The organism is Pasteurella skyensis, from assembly GCF_013377295.1.
GTDB lineage: Bacteria > Pseudomonadota > Gammaproteobacteria > Enterobacterales > Pasteurellaceae > Phocoenobacter > Phocoenobacter skyensis.
The window spans coordinates 2,172,200-2,187,982 of record NZ_CP016180.1 but is presented as its reverse complement, the minus strand read 5'-3'; the positions used below and the strand labels follow the sequence as shown (position 1 = coordinate 2,187,982).

General features: G+C 32.6%; 20 protein-coding genes. 5 read left to right on the top strand and 15 right to left on the bottom strand.

Features of this window, described 5'->3' with window-relative positions; genetic code table 11:
- Positions 1 to 3 precede the first annotated feature (3 nt).
- The 13 genes from rplK to dprA form a co-directional block, all read right to left on the bottom strand.
- On the bottom strand, positions 4 to 432 hold the full coding sequence (rplK, locus tag A6B44_RS10560; protein ID WP_090919773.1) for a 50S ribosomal protein L11: 429 nt from the start codon (positions 430 to 432) through the stop codon (positions 4 to 6).
- Between the two features lie 188 nt (positions 433 to 620).
- The gene (nusG, locus tag A6B44_RS10555) at positions 621 to 1,208 is read right to left on the bottom strand and encodes a transcription termination/antitermination protein NusG (protein WP_090919770.1); all 588 of its coding nucleotides are present in this window, start codon (positions 1,206 to 1,208) and stop codon (positions 621 to 623) included.
- Position 1,209: 1 nt separating this feature from the next.
- Positions 1,210 to 1,623, bottom strand: a complete 414-nt coding sequence (secE, locus tag A6B44_RS10550) for a preprotein translocase subunit SecE (RefSeq protein WP_090920093.1) — start codon at positions 1,621 to 1,623, stop codon at positions 1,210 to 1,212.
- Positions 1,624 to 1,742: 119 nt separating this feature from the next.
- Entirely contained in the window at positions 1,743 to 2,444 is a 702-nt protein-coding gene (locus A6B44_RS10545; protein ID WP_143054805.1) for a hypothetical protein, read from the bottom strand.
- Between the two features lie 12 nt (positions 2,445 to 2,456).
- Entirely contained in the window at positions 2,457 to 3,662 is a 1,206-nt protein-coding gene (locus A6B44_RS10540; RefSeq protein WP_090919764.1) for a hypothetical protein, read from the bottom strand.
- Positions 3,663 to 3,788: 126 nt separating this feature from the next.
- The gene (locus tag A6B44_RS10535) at positions 3,789 to 4,079 is read right to left on the bottom strand and encodes a hypothetical protein (protein ID WP_090919761.1); all 291 of its coding nucleotides are present in this window, start codon (positions 4,077 to 4,079) and stop codon (positions 3,789 to 3,791) included.
- A 40-nt stretch (positions 4,080 to 4,119) separates the two neighbouring features.
- Positions 4,120 to 4,641 carry a hypothetical protein gene (locus A6B44_RS10530; protein WP_090919758.1) on the bottom strand — a complete coding sequence of 174 codons (522 nt, stop codon included), beginning with the start codon at positions 4,639 to 4,641 and terminating at the stop codon, positions 4,120 to 4,122.
- 11 nt (positions 4,642 to 4,652) lie between these two features.
- Positions 4,653 to 5,273, bottom strand: coding sequence for a hypothetical protein (locus A6B44_RS10525; RefSeq protein ID WP_090919755.1), 621 nt, complete (start codon positions 5,271 to 5,273; stop codon positions 4,653 to 4,655).
- Complete coding sequence (locus A6B44_RS10520) at positions 5,273 to 7,024, bottom strand: FtsK/SpoIIIE domain-containing protein (protein ID WP_090919753.1); 1,752 nt, start codon at positions 7,022 to 7,024, stop codon at positions 5,273 to 5,275. The genes A6B44_RS10525 and A6B44_RS10520 overlap by 1 nt, the downstream gene beginning before the upstream one ends.
- Positions 7,025 to 7,522: 498 nt before the next feature.
- Complete coding sequence (locus A6B44_RS10515) at positions 7,523 to 7,828, bottom strand: hypothetical protein (RefSeq protein ID WP_090919750.1); 306 nt, start codon at positions 7,826 to 7,828, stop codon at positions 7,523 to 7,525.
- On the bottom strand, positions 7,825 to 8,235 hold the full coding sequence (locus A6B44_RS10510) for a hypothetical protein (protein ID WP_090919747.1): 411 nt from the start codon (positions 8,233 to 8,235) through the stop codon (positions 7,825 to 7,827). Before A6B44_RS10510 ends, A6B44_RS10515 begins: the two co-directional genes overlap by 4 nt.
- 194 nt (positions 8,236 to 8,429) lie before the next feature.
- Entirely contained in the window at positions 8,430 to 8,609 is a 180-nt protein-coding gene (locus A6B44_RS10505) for a hypothetical protein (RefSeq protein ID WP_090919744.1), read from the bottom strand.
- Between the two features lie 167 nt (positions 8,610 to 8,776).
- Positions 8,777 to 9,901 (bottom strand): DNA-processing protein DprA, encoded by a 1,125-nt coding sequence (gene dprA / locus A6B44_RS10500; protein ID WP_090919741.1) that lies wholly within the window; start codon positions 9,899 to 9,901, stop codon positions 8,777 to 8,779.
- Between the two features lie 94 nt (positions 9,902 to 9,995).
- On the opposite strand from dprA, the gene def reads away from it, so the two are divergent.
- Entirely contained in the window at positions 9,996 to 10,508 is a 513-nt protein-coding gene (gene def, locus A6B44_RS10495) for a peptide deformylase (RefSeq protein WP_090919738.1), read from the top strand.
- A 10-nt stretch (positions 10,509 to 10,518) separates the two neighbouring features.
- Positions 10,519 to 11,445, top strand: coding sequence for an ADP-glyceromanno-heptose 6-epimerase (gene rfaD / locus A6B44_RS10490; RefSeq protein ID WP_090919736.1), 927 nt, complete (start codon positions 10,519 to 10,521; stop codon positions 11,443 to 11,445).
- A gap of 97 nt (positions 11,446 to 11,542) precedes the next feature.
- Here rfaD and rho read toward each other — a convergent pair whose 3' ends face one another.
- A complete protein-coding gene (gene rho, locus A6B44_RS10485; RefSeq protein WP_090919733.1) occupies positions 11,543 to 12,805 on the bottom strand; it encodes a transcription termination factor Rho in 1,263 nt (420 codons plus the stop codon).
- A 348-nt stretch (positions 12,806 to 13,153) separates the two neighbouring features.
- Here rho and A6B44_RS10480 point away from each other — a divergent pair, with 348 nt between their 5' ends.
- The 3 genes from A6B44_RS10480 to A6B44_RS10470 all read left to right on the top strand — a co-directional run bounded on the left by A6B44_RS10480 (position 13,154) and on the right by A6B44_RS10470 (position 15,233).
- Positions 13,154 to 14,662 carry a sodium-dependent transporter gene (locus A6B44_RS10480; protein ID WP_090919730.1) on the top strand — a complete coding sequence of 503 codons (1,509 nt, stop codon included), beginning with the start codon at positions 13,154 to 13,156 and terminating at the stop codon, positions 14,660 to 14,662.
- Positions 14,662 to 14,763 (top strand): methionine/alanine import family NSS transporter small subunit, encoded by a 102-nt coding sequence (locus tag A6B44_RS10475; protein ID WP_090919727.1) that lies wholly within the window; start codon positions 14,662 to 14,664, stop codon positions 14,761 to 14,763. The genes A6B44_RS10480 and A6B44_RS10475 overlap by 1 nt, the downstream gene beginning before the upstream one ends.
- A 113-nt stretch (positions 14,764 to 14,876) precedes the next feature.
- Positions 14,877 to 15,233: a diacylglycerol kinase gene (locus tag A6B44_RS10470; RefSeq protein ID WP_090919723.1), complete on the top strand. Its 357-nt coding sequence runs from the start codon at positions 14,877 to 14,879 to the stop codon at positions 15,231 to 15,233.
- A 105-nt stretch (positions 15,234 to 15,338) separates the two neighbouring features.
- On the opposite strand, the gene A6B44_RS10465 is transcribed toward A6B44_RS10470, so the two are convergent.
- The gene (locus A6B44_RS10465; RefSeq protein WP_090919720.1) at positions 15,339 to 15,770 is read right to left on the bottom strand and encodes a GTP pyrophosphokinase; all 432 of its coding nucleotides are present in this window, start codon (positions 15,768 to 15,770) and stop codon (positions 15,339 to 15,341) included.
- Positions 15,771 to 15,783 lie beyond the last annotated feature (13 nt).

Genomic DNA, 15,783 nt, shown 5'->3' with positions numbered 1-15,783 from the left:
TGATTAGTCCTCCACCACTAAACCCATTGAACGTGCAGTACCTTCAATAGATTTCATCATTGTTTCAATAGAAGCACCTGTCATATCCGCCGCTTTAGTTTCTGCGATTTCTTTAACTTGTGCACGAGTAACAGTACCCACTTTAGTTTTATTAGGTACACCTGAACCAGATTTAATGCCTGCTGCTTTTTTCAACAACACAGCTGCTGGAGGTGTTTTAGTAATAAAGGTGAAAGAACGGTCTGCATAAACTGTAATTACAACAGGAACAGGTAAACCTTTTTCCATACTGTCAGTTCTAGCATTAAATGCTTTACAGAATTCCATAATATTCACACCGTGTTGACCTAACGCAGGACCAACAGGTGGACTTGGGTTTGCCGAACCAGCTGCAACTTGCAGCTTAATGTAGGCTTGTACTTTTTTTGCCATTTTAATTTCCTCTTAATGGGTAATAACGCTAAAAATTAGCTTCCCGTTGTTATATAAAAATATATAAAGACCGCAAATTCTAATGAACTTACGACCATTTTTCAAGCAAAACCATAAAGATTTTGCAAAAAGACAAAACCGACCGCAAAACAAGCGGTCAGTTTTTGATAAAAATTTACAAAATTTAATTAACTCTGTTTTTCAACCTGATTAAAGGCTAATTCCACAGGTGTTGCACGACCAAAGATTGAAACCGATACTTTAACACGGCTCTTCTCATAATCCACCTCTTCCACTGTACCAGAGAAGTCTGCAAATGGACCTTCTGTAACACGAACCAACTCACCTGGTTGGAAAGTCGTTTTGTGTTTTGGCTTATCAGAGGTTTCTTGCAGACGATTTAAAATACGATCTGCTTCTTTTTGAGTAATTGGAGCAGGACGATCCGCCGTTCCACCAATAAAGCCTAATACACGTGGCACGCTTTTCACTAAATGCCACGTTTCATCGTTCATATCCATTTGTACAAGAACATAACCTGGAAAGAATTTACGTTCAGTTTTGCGACGTTTACCCGCCACATTCTCAATTACCTCTTCCGTTGGTACTAACACCTCACCAAACTGATCTTCCATTTGGTATTGTTTAATATACTCACGTAACGTAATTGCGACTCGAGATTCAAACCCAGAAAAAGCTTGCAACACATACCAACGCTTTTTGCTCTGTGTGGCTACGTCTTGCTGTTCTTGTGATTCGATTTCTACTTCACTCATTTTAGAACCTCAACTCAGTTAAAAATGTGACTAATTGAACAATGATAGAGTCCATTGCCCACAAAGCAAGTGAAACAACAACGGTAATTGCAATCACAATAAAGGTTGTTTGGGTTGCCTCTTGTCGATTTGGCCAAATGATTTTTCTTAATTCCAAACGAGATTCTTTAAAAAACCCGATCGCTTTATCCCCTTGATTGGTCATAGAAACGAATACAAGCCCTGCTAAACACAGTCCAACCATCAACAAGGTGCGAATTAATAAACTAAAATGCGTTGAAAAATAAACATTTCCAACTGCTGCTACCGCTAAAAGCGTAATAGCAATTACCCATAAAAATGTATTTACACCTTTACTTTTTAATGTGATCTCTGCTGTTTTTTCAGAGATTTTCTTCTTGTTCTTATTTGCCATATAAAACCTAAATTTGTGTAAAAGAAAAGATTGTTCAATTTTGAAAGCGTGTAATTCTACCATTTTCTACAGCGGTTGCCACGATCTTTTATCACTTTTTGCAAATTTTCATAAAAATGTTACCGCTTACTTATCATAACTTGTTCTAAATAAATATTTTCTAACACTTTAATCAACCTTAATTTTTTTTGACGACGCCATAAAATAAATTCTCTAAAAATCACAAATTCAATAAAATAAAACTGTCCGAGCGCAAGTATAAAAATGCCACCCATCATTTTAAATAGTTTCAGAAAATCATCAAAGCCACTTAAAGCATATTCCATTGATCCTGTAAAGAAAAGTGTTGCTAACACCGTGATACTAGAAACCAAAAAAGTTTGAAACAATCCAAATGATTGATAACTTTGCATTTCTTGCTCTCTCTGTATTGCATTGATCACAAACTCAATATTTTTAGGTTTTAAAAAATGAGGGTTGTTAATATGTTCTTTAAATATCTTAATATAAATCTCTTGTATTTTCTGAGGCTTACTTTTTTTAGCTGATACATAAGAATATTGTTTACTTATGATTTTATTATCTTTTTCATTTGCATAAAAAAAAGCCCCGATTATTAACCCAGCACCAAGAAGGGCGACACAAAGTTTTCCATCTGGCGATACTCCATATGCAATCAATATCAAAGAAATGATTAAAATTGAACTCACAATAACATAATCTTGCCATTCCCAATATCGCATAAATAAGTTCCAATGGCTCAATTCCCTATTTATGTGATGCAAATCTTCTATTCTGATATTTATTTCATTATTTTTCATAAAACAATCTCCCTAAAAATAATAATAAGTTATTTCAGTCAGATATGTTGCAATACCATTTTTATATTCAACTACAGAGACTTTATTTCCTTTTTGATCATATTGATAAATTAATTTTTGAGTATTGTCATTTGTTGTATTCTGATTATATCGCTCAATATTATTTCCTTTCGCATCATATTTATAAAAATAAGAAATTAAATTTCCATCAATAGAACCAACACTATAACGAGTATCATAATATGTCCGCTTAATTATATTTCTATTAACATCATATTGAGATGTTTCTTGATAGACCAATATATCCTGCTTACTTTCATTTAAATTATTTTTAATATAGTGAGATCTTTGAATCATATTGTTCTTATCATCATATTTATAAATAAACGTATAATTAATACTACCATTAGCATCATACTTTACTTGTTTGATCTGCTTTCCATAAGAATTATAAACATACTCTATTCTATAATTCTTACTTTCACCTTCTGTATAAACTACTTTCTTGTTTATCTGATTTCCATTCTTGTCATATTGATAAATTTCTTTATATTCTAAACTTCCATTATTTCTATATATATTTTTTTGGATCAAATTATTATTGATATCATAGACATAACCATACTTGTAATCTAAACCACCTTTAACATTGTATGTATTTTCTTCAATCTTATTATGATTTATATCATACTTACGTGTTATTTTAGTCAATATATGGCTATTAAGATATTGAATCTCTTCAATATTATCTCTATTAGTATTATATTTATAGCTTACACCATTATTAATATTCCCATTAATATAACGATGCTCTGCTATTTTATTTCCATTATTATCATACTGATAATATTCTTCGAATATTGGTTGATTTAATTCATCATAAACCGTTTTTTCAAGAAGATTTCCCTTATTATCAAATAGAAAGTACTCACAGTCATATAGTGAGCATAATTTCTTATCTTTGATAATTTTTCCATTTACTTCTTTTACTGTATATTTGGTCGTTGTATAAGATTTTACTTTGTCTTTTACACCATATTTTTCCCAGTCACTCTGGCTATTTCCCAAATCTTTACAATAAGAAATATTTTTAGAAAAAAGAAAAATAAACAAAAGAATTAATATATTTTTTATTGGGTTTCTCATCATTAATGTGACAGTTATTGATTGAAATAATCTTTTAGTTTTAATAAATTCAAGCGGGTAGATTCTTATCATAATTTGCAAACTTTGAAAAAGATCCGACCGCTTGTTGATCTCTTTATATAATTTATTGTTAATTATTGTCTAAATTTAAAGTATCAACTTTGTATCATACTGATTTAAAGCCCTGTATTTATACAATTAACCAACATTAGACAACTCTTGAGATAAACGCTTACTTTGTTTATCTACATAGGCTTTATTTTCAGTATGTACTTGTTGTAACAATGTTTTCATTTCACCACGAAACATTTCTTGGCGATACTCCACTTGTTTTATAAATTCACCAAAAACGGGAGTATTTTTAAGTTCATCTGTAATTGCGTCATAACCATTTGCAACACTGATAATGGCATATTCAAATTCATCTAATCGATCTCTGGTTGTATTACACCACGCTAGTTGATCTTCAATTGTTTGTTTATAACTCATCTTATTATCCTTTTTATATTATTTTACTAAATTATTAGGGTTACGCATCTCTTGCATCAATAATCATACGCTGTAAAGACTCTTGAAAACTGTCAATCATTGCTAATTGCTGACGCAGTTCATCTAACACATTTTCAACGGTTTTATCTAATCGTTCATAACGGCTGGATAATTCATTTGTATAGTCATTTGCAAAACCTACCCCTTGCATTGCTTGTACTTGTTTACCATATAAACCATTCGCTTGTTCTAATAAACTTTGGTGATGTTTAATCGCAGATTTTGCCTGCTCTAAAATATGCACTTGTTGTTCTAAATCTGTCATATTACCTCCTCTGTGTGATGAATAAATATTATGGCTAACACGCTGTCCGTCCGTGTAGCCAATATCATAACTTTTACTATAACTATCAATTGCATTATCTGATTGCCAAAGATAGTTAATAGGATTTCTTTTTAATGTGCCAAAGTGAGATTTAGGTTTTCCCTGTTTACTATCAGAAATCCCATTATCATAGCCCTCTTTGGAATAGTCACCTGTGTAGATTTTTTTGATGTTCATTTATTAAACCATTAAATATCAAAATTATTTTTAACATATTGAACTAATTCCATAAAATTAATATACTTATCCTTATGAAACTCTATATATTCTGTATTTCCATCAATTTCCTCCTTAGAAAAAGTTTCAATTTCTTTTGACGGAGTTTTAAAATCAATCCCCAATATTCTTGCGAAAATATTATTACCCCAAGACATTTTTCCTATTTTAATTTTGAATATTGATTTTTTTTGCATATAAGCAACTATCATATGTAGTAAATAAATACCTGGTGTTGAATATAATCCAAAAAATAACGAAAAAGCTCCTCTACCCACATAAGAGTCTTTCTCTACGTCTAAAATAGTATAAACGTTATAAATATCAAAATTTAAAAAATAAAATACAATAAAAGACATTCCAAAAAAAGAACCAAATACAAGTAAAAAAACTACTAAAATATTAGGTTCATAATTAAAATATTTCAAATCTTTCTCAATTACATCATCATAAAATAATTTCATTTCTTGAATTTTTTTTTCATTAACATGCGTATTCTTTTCAGTTTTGCACATTTCCTCTATTTCTGAGCAAAAACATTGATATTTATTATAATTATTAAAATTACGGTTTAACTTTGAATAAATATTCATCACTCACTCTCCTCACTTAACCAACTAGGTACTATTTCGTTATTATCCTGAATAAATATATTGTTATCATTTTTTGGTTGTGCTTGTTTTTCTACATCTTTATTTTCTACCACCGTTCCTTTTAATATTTGTGGCGTGACGATTAAATGTGGTAAACGGCTTGCTTTGATTTGTTGTAGCTTAGTTTCTATTGCAGAATATTCTTGCTCCTTTTTAGCAAGTGGTGGATTTGCTCGTCCTATTTGGTTCGCTGTTTTTATACCGCTATCGGTGTTAATTAATACTTCAAATTTATGTCTATCCAATGTTGTGGCAACATCATTTCCACTTTCAAACAGTGCGTAGGTATCGCTAATATCATTGACTTTAAATGATAACCGCAGGGCAATATGACTTAAAATATCTTTTGGTATATCAGACCCTTTTAGTGTTTGAGTTACTAATAACAGATGTAAACCATAGCTTCTCCCTTGTCGCAATAAATGATCTAAGCATTTCACAAAATGTTGCTTTTGTTTGAAATTACTTTCAAATAAGCGTTGGGCTTCATCAATAATCAGTATTTTATAAGATAATGGCGTGTTTGGATTAAGTTGGTTGTAACTTGCAATATCTTTGACTTTGGCTTGGCTCATTAACTCCGCTCGCAATTGTAATTCTTGCGTAAATTCTTCAATCATACTAATAGCAAGTGTAAAATCAGTTTCATCTAAAAAGAGTTTAACGCAGTTAGGGTGGTTTCTAAATACATCAAATTCCACTCCATTTTTATAATCCATTAAATAGAGTTGTACTTGTTGGGCCGTGTAGCGTTCAGCAATACCGATAATCAAATTATTTAACAACACCGATTTTCCTGAACCTGTACCACCAGTTAAAATAGCGTGATAGTTTTGTGAATTTGCTCCTAAACTGAAATAAATATCATTTCTTCCATCTTGGGTTTTGGCTATCGGTATTTGTAAGAAGTCAGTCTTGGTATTTTCTTTTTCACAAGCGGTAAGATTTTCAATAATATTTGCAATTATTTGGGTTTGGTTGGTATCGGCTAATTGATAATCATAAAATTCACATAGCTGACTAAATTCAAATAGATCTGTATTTAAGCTCGCTGTTTTATCTTCAATGCTTAATGTAGCAAATTTTTGTTTGATATAGCTAAGACTTTTTTCACGATTGCCTTTTAGCTCTTCATCATCTTCAATACCATTATAGAAAATAGTGTAAAACCCTGCTTTGCTCGCACTTTCAAAAAAAGATTTAATGCGTTTCACACCGATAAAATCATCAGGGTAATAATCGAGATTAATTAATAATAAGTGATAATTTTCAGGATATTGTGCAGTTTGATTATATTCAGACAGGTTAGCTATTTCAGGGGGCAATAAGTCGTGTAAGCGATGACGGGCGATTTCTTCTAACTCATCAAAGCCTTTTTTCGCCTGCTCGGTATTTGCATATAAATGATATAGCTTATGGGCTTTTAATTGCGATAAATAACGAAAACGTGGGGCTGTATCAAAATCAAAGGTATGGATATGTAAAGATTTAGGGGGCAAGGCTTGCATTAATAACAAAACGATATTTTCTATAAATTGATTACTGATTGTTTCACTCTCTTCATCATAATCAACACAAAATCCTCCTTTTTCAGAAGGAAGTAAAACAGGAATATCCTCTGTTTCAGGCACATTTTCTTTTGGTGTTAGTTCACCAATATAAATTCCCCAAGGAAACGCATATTTATTCATAAAAGCCCCTTAATTCATTATTTTTTATAATACTAAGTGTATCAAAATTTAAACTTCAAGGGCAAATATTTGTTTGATTGATAGGCTTTTATTTTCAAATTTATAGTGGATTAAATATAAAATAAAACAGTATTCGCACGTGTGAAATACAATAAAAAGCACTTACACTTCGACAGGCTCAGTGACCGTGCTTAGGTAAGTTCAGCATCAGCAACCAAGCTTCAATTTTTAATACTAATCTCAATTTAATTTACTATAATTTTTTGTGAATTTTAATTGAAATGTGACCGCTTCTTGGTTTAATATAATTCTGTATAAAAGTAGATTAGATTACCTTATTTGGTAGAGATTTTAATTAATAAACGGATATCAATATTATCGTAGGGGAGCATTAGTAAACGTAGTTTACGTATATGCTCCCGAATGCACAGGATAAAATATTTAAAAATTATTCATTTTATTTGACCCACTATCTTTTAGATTTTATAGTGTTTTGGATTACTCTATTCCTGCTTCTTTCTTATTAATATCTTCGAGTACTTTTTTTGCACCGAAAATACCGATAAGTCCAATAGGGACAAACAAGACAAAGCTAATCATCATCATAATAACGCCTGCTTTTTTCCCAGTGCTTAAAAATACTATCAGCCCAATAATGCCCAAGCCCCAAATGGATAATAAGCCAATCATTAATGTATACCCAAAACTGCCCAAAGCAGGGTCACTAGTACCTAAAACAGCAATGATAGGATTGATGATAAAGCTAGCAATGATTAGTCCATTGATTTTAGGTTTGTTATTCATACGTTACCTCTTATGTTAAGACTTCTAAATACTTCTTTCACAGCTTCTCTATCTTCTGCTCTAAACAGACTGATTGGTAATTTTAGAGGTTTTTTCTTATCAGCAATTTTAATGATTATTTTCTTTTCTTCTACTCCAATTGACTCAATTTTATCGTAGCGAATAAATGTTTTTGCCGCAAGAGGAGCTAATTTTAGTTCTAAATGTTCAGTTTGAAAGCTAGCAACAGGAATGTTTTTAGCAACAAAAAACAAACAGCCTAAAACTGTTGGCATAATAGCACTAGTAATAAGAAATGTTTTTCCTGAGGAAAGTGCTAATATTATAGAGAGAATACCACAACCAATTAGTGCATATGCAGGATATTCTAACTGCCATTTATTACGTAAAAAAATTTTTTCTTTCATAGTCATCTCTCTATTAATGATTTTGAGTTTCATTCTATCAATAGCTATTGATAAAATAAAGGAGATAAATAATTTTTAGCAATCACGCTATCTGATTGTAAAATAACATCTACTTTTACTCTGCTATTTGTGCTGTATAAAAAAGTTATTGAAATTATTTTACTATTGTTGTTGTCATTTTTATTCCTAATTTTTTAGCCCTTAATTAATGATTTTTCACTTTTTTCCGCTTGAATTTCTTTAACAATATCATCTGCGATAATATTATTGATAAAAATTTCACCTTGCTCATTAAGGGCTTTTGCTTTTCCATTTGAAATAGCATTAACCATTGAATCTACTAATTCTTGTTCATCTTTATTTAGTTTTCCCATCTTGTATCTCCTTAATCAGTCATTTAGGTTCTAACTCTTAAAATCTTCAAACCTTAAATTTTTCATAAAATATACTATGTTAATAAGATTTAGTTTTCAATTTAATATTAAAATTACACTTTAATCGATACTTAGTATTTGAAATATTGCAAATTTTTATCAAAATCCTACCGCTTATCTCTCACATATCCCCCTGAAACCTGCTTAACAATACCCTCTAATTCCAAAGTTAAAAGCTCAATCAACAAAGTTTCAATACTCATTTCACACGCTTCCGCTAAATCATCGGCACTAATCGGCTCAAGACTTAGTTTTGATAAAATTTGTTGTTGGCAAGCGGTAAGATTTGGATCATTTTTTGCAAAATTTTCTACTTTTGAATTTTCAAATAGTGTGTTTTGAATTACAGGTTTTGTGGTCGGCTGAAATTGTCGTTCGATTGCATTTAATATATCTTCTACACAATCCACCAATAATGCCCCTTCTTTGATCAACTGATGGCAACCTTGTGCATAAGGATCTTGTACGGAATTTGGAACAGCAAACACTTCTCGCCCTTGTTCTAAGGCATAGCGAGCGGTAATTAATGATCCGCTTTTAATAGTGGCTTCAACCACTAATGTACCTAATGATAAACCACTGATAATTCGGTTACGACGTGGAAAATTTTCAGCTAGCGGTGGCTGATTAGGAAAAAACTCAGAAACCAATGCACCACCCTGTTCTAAAATCTGTTCAGACAGTTTTTTATGGCGAGCTGGGTAGGTTTTATTTAAACCACTGCCTAATACGGCAATGGTTTTACCCTTTTCTTTCACCACTTGCTGATGACAAAAACCGTCAATACCAATCGCTAAACCACTGGTGACCACGATATTATTTTTCACTAATTCCGATGAAAAATGCTTTGCCCAATATTCGCCATAATGGGAATAATCACGGCTTCCTACAATCGCAATTTGTGGTTCAGAAAGCACCGCTTGATCGCCTTTAAAAAAGAGCAAGGGCGGCGCAGTACTAATTTGGCGTAATAAAAAGGGATAAGTTTCATCAAATAATGTTAGCAGATGATTATTGTCATCTTCTTGCCATGCTAAAACTTCCTCTATCTTTTTTCTATCAGGATGAAACCAACGCTGAATTTGTTTTTCGTTCCAACCTATTTGACGCAATTGTGTCTTATCATAATCACAAAATTCATTGAAATTGACTTCATTTAATAATCGCCCAATACGTTGAGCGCCAAGTTGTGGAATTTGGATTAATTTTAATAATTGTTCTATTTTATTCATTCTTTCATCCTTTGTTGTAATGGCTTTTATTTATAATCAAAAAACGTTAGAATGAAGAACTTTTTATATTAATTTTTCGATAGAGATCCCAAAAATGGCAAAATTAGATGTCGTACTTTACCCTGATGAAATTCTGACAAAAGTATGCAAACCCGTAACAGAATTTAATGATGAATTACAACAATTTATCGATGATATGTTTGATACAATGTATGAAGATGAAGGTATCGGTTTAGCAGCCCCTCAAGTCAATGTATTAAAACGTGTTATCACAATGGATATTGAAGGGGATAAAACCAACCAAATCGTATTAGTAAACCCTGAAATTATTGAAAGTAGTGGTGAAACGGGTATTGAAGAGGGGTGCCTTTCTATTCCTGGTTTTAGAGGTTTTGTTCCTCGTAAAGAAAAAGTCACAGTAAAAGCCTTAAATCGTAATGGTGAAGAATTTATTTTAGAAGCCGATGATTTACTTGCCATCTGTATTCAACACGAAATTGACCATTTGAATGGTGTTTTATTTGTCGATTATCTTTCCCCTTTAAAACGCAAACGTATTAAAGAAAAAATGGAAAAAATCAAAAAACAACTTGCTCGTAGTAAATAAGGAATAAAGAATGATTATAGTAACAGGTGGTGCGGGATTTATTGGTAGCAATATCATTAAAGCACTAAACAAAATCGGTCGTAAAGATATTTTAGTAGTAGATAACCTTAAAAAAGGCGAAAAATTTATCAACCTTGTTGATTTAGATATTGCAGATTATTGCGATCGTGAAGATTTTATTGCTTCTATTGTAGCAGGTGATGAATTTGATCACATTGATGCGATTTTCCACGAAGGAGCTTGCTCGGCAACCACCGAGTGGGATGGCAAATATATGATGCACAATAACTACGAATATTCAAAAGAGTTATTGCATTATTGCTTAGATCGTGAGATTCCTTTTTTCTATGCTTCAAGTGCCGCCACTTACGGTGGACGTACTGATAATTTTATCGAAAAACGTGAATTTGAATCTCCATTAAATGTGTATGGCTACTCAAAATTCTTATTTGATGAGTATGTTCGCAAATTATTACCAGAAGCAACTTCGCCTGTTTGTGGCTTCAAATATTTTAATGTTTACGGTCCACGTGAACAACATAAAGGTTCAATGGCAAGTGTGGCATTTCACTTAAATACCCAAATCCAAAAAGGCGAAAATCCAAAATTATTTGCAGGCAGTGAAACATTTTTACGCGACTTTGTGTATGTGGAAGATGTGGCAGATGTGAATATTTGGGCGTGGCAAAACAATATTTCAGGAATTTATAACTTGGGTACAGGGAATGCAGAGTCATTTCAAGAAGTGGCAAATGCGGTGATCAATTTCCACCAAAAAGGTGAAATTGAAACAATCCCATTCCCTGAGCATTTAAAATCTCGCTACCAAGCTTATACCCAAGCGGATATTACGGCTTTACGCAACGCGGGTTATGATAAACCGTTTAAAACCGTCGCTGAAGGGGTTAAGGCTTATATGGAATGGTTGAATAAATAAATTTCACTATTTATAGAAATAACTAAGCGGTAAGATGTTTGAAACTTTTTGCAAATTTTTTCAAATATCTTACCGCTTGTTTCGTATTAAATAAAGATTATGATCTTTTCATTATCTCAAAAAACTCATCATTGGTTTTAGCAACCATAAGTTTATCAATTAAGAACTCCATTGCTGATACTTCATCCATTGGGTGGATAATTTTACGTAATACCCACATTTTTTGAAGCTCATCAGGGGTGGTGATTAAGTCTTCTTTACGTGTACCTGATGGATTAAAGTTAATCGCAGGGAATACTCGTTTTTCTGCAATCTTACGAGACAGGTGTAATTCCATATTACCTGTTCCTTTAAATTCTTCAAAAATCACATCATCCATTTTAGAACCTGTATCAACAAGTGCTGTTGCAATAATGGTTAAGCTACCGCCTTCTTCCATATTACGAGCCGCACCAAAGAAACGCTTAGGACGGTGTAATGCATTGGCGTCCACACCACCAGATAAGATTTTACCTGAGGCTGGGGTAACAGTATTGTAAGCACGTGCTAAACGAGTAATAGAGTCTAACAAAATAACCACATCTTTTTTATGCTCAACTAAACGTTTTGCTTTTTCTATTACCATTTCTGCCACTTGAACGTGACGAGAAGCAGGCTCATCAAAAGTAGAAGCGATCACTTCTCCTTTTACCGAACGAGTCATCTCTGTTACCTCTTCAGGGCGTTCATCAATTAGTAATACAATTAATTCACACTCAGGATGGTTTGCTGTGATACTTTGAGCAATATTTTGCAGTAACACGGTTTTACCCGCTTTTGGAGGTGCAACAATTAATCCACGTTGCCCTTTACCAATAGGTGCAGCTAAATCTAAAATTCGAGCTGTTAAATCTTCACTAGATCCATTGCCTCGTTCCATTTTTAAACGAGAATTAGGGTGTAATGGGGTAAGGTTTTCAAAGAAGATTTTATTGCGAGAGACTTCAGGTTTATCATCATTAATTTTTGCAACTTTAAGAAGAGCAAAATAACGTTCACCATCTTTAGGTGGTCTAATTTTCCCCTCAATACTATCCCCTGTTTGTAAATTAAAACGGCGAATTTGACTCGGAGAAACATAAATATCATCAGGACCAGCCAAATATGAGCTGTCATTTGAACGTAAGAAACCGAAACCATCGGGTAAAATTTCTAATACGCCTTTTCCAAAAATATCTTCACCACTTTTTGCGTGTTGCTTTAAAATCGCAAAAATGATGTCTTGTTTACGTAAACGACCTAGATTTTCTAAGCCCATTTGTTCTTCAGCCAACTTTAAAAGTGCTGAGATAGGCATTGTTTTTAACTGTGTTAAGTGCATAGGAAAGATTTTCTTTAATTAAACTAAAATTTGATCGGAATATGAATCTTATTCAGAATATGGCTTATGCCAAGAATTGAGGTTGCTAAGCTTACCTTTATTTTTATTAAATTGCAAATTTTTTTATTTAGTTTTTATTGCTGTTTTCTCTAAAAGATAAAGACACGCCTCTCCAAGAAATAGTTTAAAAATAGTTTTTTAAACTAAGATTATTAGTTTTTTAGCATAAAAATCTAAAAAATAATTTTTTTGATATCTAAATTTAGGTTTACATTCTTCTTAAGATTAGGCATATTCTTAATATATTAAAAAAACTAATTTTTCATCACATTATTACAGGAGTACTTAATGTCAAACACAACAACAAAAAAACATAAAAGAGAGACGTTTAGCAATCGTCGAGCTTTTATTTTGGCAGCTATTGGTTCTGCCGTAGGGTTAGGAAATATCTGGCGGTTTCCTTATGTTACTTATGAAAATGGAGGAGGAGCCTTTATTCTTCCTTATATCATTGCACTTTTAACCGCGGGTATTCCTATTTTATTACTCGATTATGCTATTGGACATAAATATCGTGGTTCAGCGCCTTTGGCTTTCCGCCATCTTAGCAAAAAATTTGAGATTTTAGGCTGGTGGCAAGTGTTAATTTGTATTGTTATCTCTGTTTACTATGCAGTTATTTTAGGTTGGGCGGCAAGTTATACCTACTTTTCACTAGACAGTGCTTGGGGAGGTAATCCTGCCGATTTCTTCTTAAAAGAATTTACTCAAGTTGCAGATGCTGGCGTAAGCCTTGATTTTGTCGGTACCGTTGTAGGGCCACTTATTGTCGTTTGGCTTGTAACTATTTTTATTATGACACTAGGGGTTCAAAAAGGTGTATCAAAAGCATCAAATTTATTTATGCCATTGCTTTTAATAATGTTTTTTGGATTGGTGATTTATTCTCTTTTCCTACCAGGTGCAGCAAAGGGATTAGATGCGTTATTTACACCTGATTGGTCAAAACTAACTGAACCAAGTGTTTGGATTGCTGCTTATGGGCAAATATTCTTCTCACTTTCTATCTGTTTTGGAATTATGGTGACCTATTCCTCTTACTTGAAAAAAGACACTGATCTTACTGGCACTGGCTTAGTCGTTGGTTTTGCCAACAGTTCATTTGAATTATTTGCAGGAATCGGAGTATTCGCCGCTTTAGGGTTTATGGCAACAGCAGGTGGTAAAGAAGTAAGTGACGTTGCCTCTTCTGGTATTGGATTAGCATTTATTGCATTCCCTACCATTATAAATCAAGCTCCGGGTGGCGCTATTGTCGGTTTATTATTCTTTGGATCTCTTGTTTTTGCAGGTTTAACATCAATGATTTCTATTATGGAAGTAATCATTGCTGCTGTACAAGATAAATTCAGAATTCGTCGTACTAAGGCAACCTTTATAGTATCACTTCCGATGGCAGCAGTATCCATCTTACTCTTTGGAACTACAACAGGTATACCAGTATTGGATACACTAGATAAATTCGTAAACAGTTTTGGTATCGTATTAATTGGTTTCCTTTATATTGTATCAATTAGTTTAACAAAACGTTTACCTGCATTGGCGGATCATTTAAACAAAACCTCATCAACCAAAGTAGGAAAATTATGGATGGTGGTTTCAGGTATTGTTACCCCAATTGTATTAGGTATTATGTTATTTATCGAAGCGAAAAAAGTCATTATTGAAGGCTACTCTGGCTACCCACAATGGTTCTTAAATCTATTTGGTTGGGGAATGGTTATTATGTTAGGAATTGTTTCATACTTACTTTCTCGCACAGAATGGAAAAACCGCATCTTTAAGGAGGCAAAATAATGAGTTTTACAGCAATTATAATGATGATCATTGCAATTATTGTTATTTGGGGAGGATTGATTGCATCAATTATCCATCTACCAAAAGAAGAAAATAATTGATAAAAATAATTAACTATCAAACCGTTTATTTTTTAATAAGCGGTTTTTTTAACACAAAAGTAAAATATTGTTATAATATCACTCTCACATATTCCCATTGAACTAGGATAATTATGCAAAAGTACACAGGACTAACACATTTTTTTAAAGCAGCAGGCTACTCTATTCAAGGTTTAAAAGCAGCGTTTAAATATGAAGCAGGTTTTCGCCACGAAGTAGGTGTGTCAATTATAATGCTTCCCCTTGCTTTTATATTAGGTAACACAAATGTAGAAATTGCATTACTGGTTGCTTCCGTATTAATGGTATTTGTTGTAGAACTACTTAATAGTGGTATAGAAGCCATTGTTGATCGAGTGGGTACTGAATATCACGAGCTTTCAGGGCGCGCTAAAGATTTGGGTTCTGCCGCTGTGTTTATGGCAATGGTTACCTGTGGCATTGTATGGTTAATTATTCTGTTTTTTTAAGATTGGATAATAATTATAGCGGTATGATGTAAACTATTTTTTGCAAATTTTATGTAAAAAGTAAAAAATTCATTAATCGGAAATCGTGTGCCAGATACGATTTCCTTAAGATAGCGCATCTGCTCTTCCCTCTAAATATGCTGTCGCTTTTTTGTATTTTTCTAAACGGTCTAAATCTTTTTGAGTAATATTTTTAATTCGTTTAAGATTCATATTATCCCTTAAATCACTGAGTTTTACCGCTTTTGATATTTTATTTTCTTTAAGTTGTGAAAGGTATTCGCTGTAATCTTGCGATTCTTTTTTAGTGACAAGATCGACGGCTTTTATAATGTCTTTATCAAAATAGTTTTCTAAATACCTCAACGTATAATCGCTGTCTTCAACAACATCGTGCAACAATGCAACTATCTTTTCTTTGTATCCTTTAACTCCAAACATCACCCTAATTGGATGGGTTATATATGGCTTTCCAGCTTTATCAAACTGCCCTTTATGAGCATTTAAAGCAATCAAAAAGGCTCTTAATAATTTCATATATAACCCCCTG

Bases quoted from the DNA above. Each gene is read 5' to 3' on its own strand.
- rho (WP_090919733.1), bottom strand. From the start codon at position 12,805: ATGCACTTAACACAGTTAAAAACAATGCCTATCTCAGCACTTTTAAAG.
- rplK (WP_090919773.1), bottom strand. From the start codon at position 432: ATGGCAAAAAAAGTACAAGCCTACATTAAGCTGCAAGTTGCAGCTGGT.
- A6B44_RS10465 (WP_090919720.1), bottom strand. From the start codon at position 15,770: ATGAAATTATTAAGAGCCTTTTTGATTGCTTTAAATGCTCATAAAGGG.
- A6B44_RS10475 (WP_090919727.1), top strand. From the start codon at position 14,662: ATGAGTTTTACAGCAATTATAATGATGATCATTGCAATTATTGTTATT.
- dprA (WP_090919741.1), bottom strand. From the start codon at position 9,901: ATGAATAAAATAGAACAATTATTAAAATTAATCCAAATTCCACAACTT.
- A6B44_RS10530 (WP_090919758.1), bottom strand. From the start codon at position 4,641: ATGAACATCAAAAAAATCTACACAGGTGACTATTCCAAAGAGGGCTAT.
- A6B44_RS10515 (WP_090919750.1), bottom strand. From the start codon at position 7,828: ATGAATAACAAACCTAAAATCAATGGACTAATCATTGCTAGCTTTATC.
- A6B44_RS10525 (WP_090919755.1), bottom strand. From the start codon at position 5,273: ATGAATATTTATTCAAAGTTAAACCGTAATTTTAATAATTATAATAAA.
- A6B44_RS10520 (WP_090919753.1), bottom strand. From the start codon at position 7,024: ATGAATAAATATGCGTTTCCTTGGGGAATTTATATTGGTGAACTAACA.
- A6B44_RS10535 (WP_090919761.1), bottom strand. From the start codon at position 4,079: ATGAGTTATAAACAAACAATTGAAGATCAACTAGCGTGGTGTAATACA.
- def (WP_090919738.1), top strand. From the start codon at position 9,996: ATGGCAAAATTAGATGTCGTACTTTACCCTGATGAAATTCTGACAAAA.
- A6B44_RS10540 (WP_090919764.1), bottom strand. From the start codon at position 3,662: ATGATAAGAATCTACCCGCTTGAATTTATTAAAACTAAAAGATTATTT.
- A6B44_RS10480 (WP_090919730.1), top strand. From the start codon at position 13,154: ATGTCAAACACAACAACAAAAAAACATAAAAGAGAGACGTTTAGCAAT.
- A6B44_RS10510 (WP_090919747.1), bottom strand. From the start codon at position 8,235: ATGAAAGAAAAAATTTTTTTACGTAATAAATGGCAGTTAGAATATCCT.
- A6B44_RS10470 (WP_090919723.1), top strand. From the start codon at position 14,877: ATGCAAAAGTACACAGGACTAACACATTTTTTTAAAGCAGCAGGCTAC.
- A6B44_RS10545 (WP_143054805.1), bottom strand. From the start codon at position 2,444: ATGAAAAATAATGAAATAAATATCAGAATAGAAGATTTGCATCACATA.
- rfaD (WP_090919736.1), top strand. From the start codon at position 10,519: ATGATTATAGTAACAGGTGGTGCGGGATTTATTGGTAGCAATATCATT.
- nusG (WP_090919770.1), bottom strand. From the start codon at position 1,208: ATGAGTGAAGTAGAAATCGAATCACAAGAACAGCAAGACGTAGCCACA.
- A6B44_RS10505 (WP_090919744.1), bottom strand. From the start codon at position 8,609: ATGGGAAAACTAAATAAAGATGAACAAGAATTAGTAGATTCAATGGTT.
- secE (WP_090920093.1), bottom strand. From the start codon at position 1,623: ATGGCAAATAAGAACAAGAAGAAAATCTCTGAAAAAACAGCAGAGATC.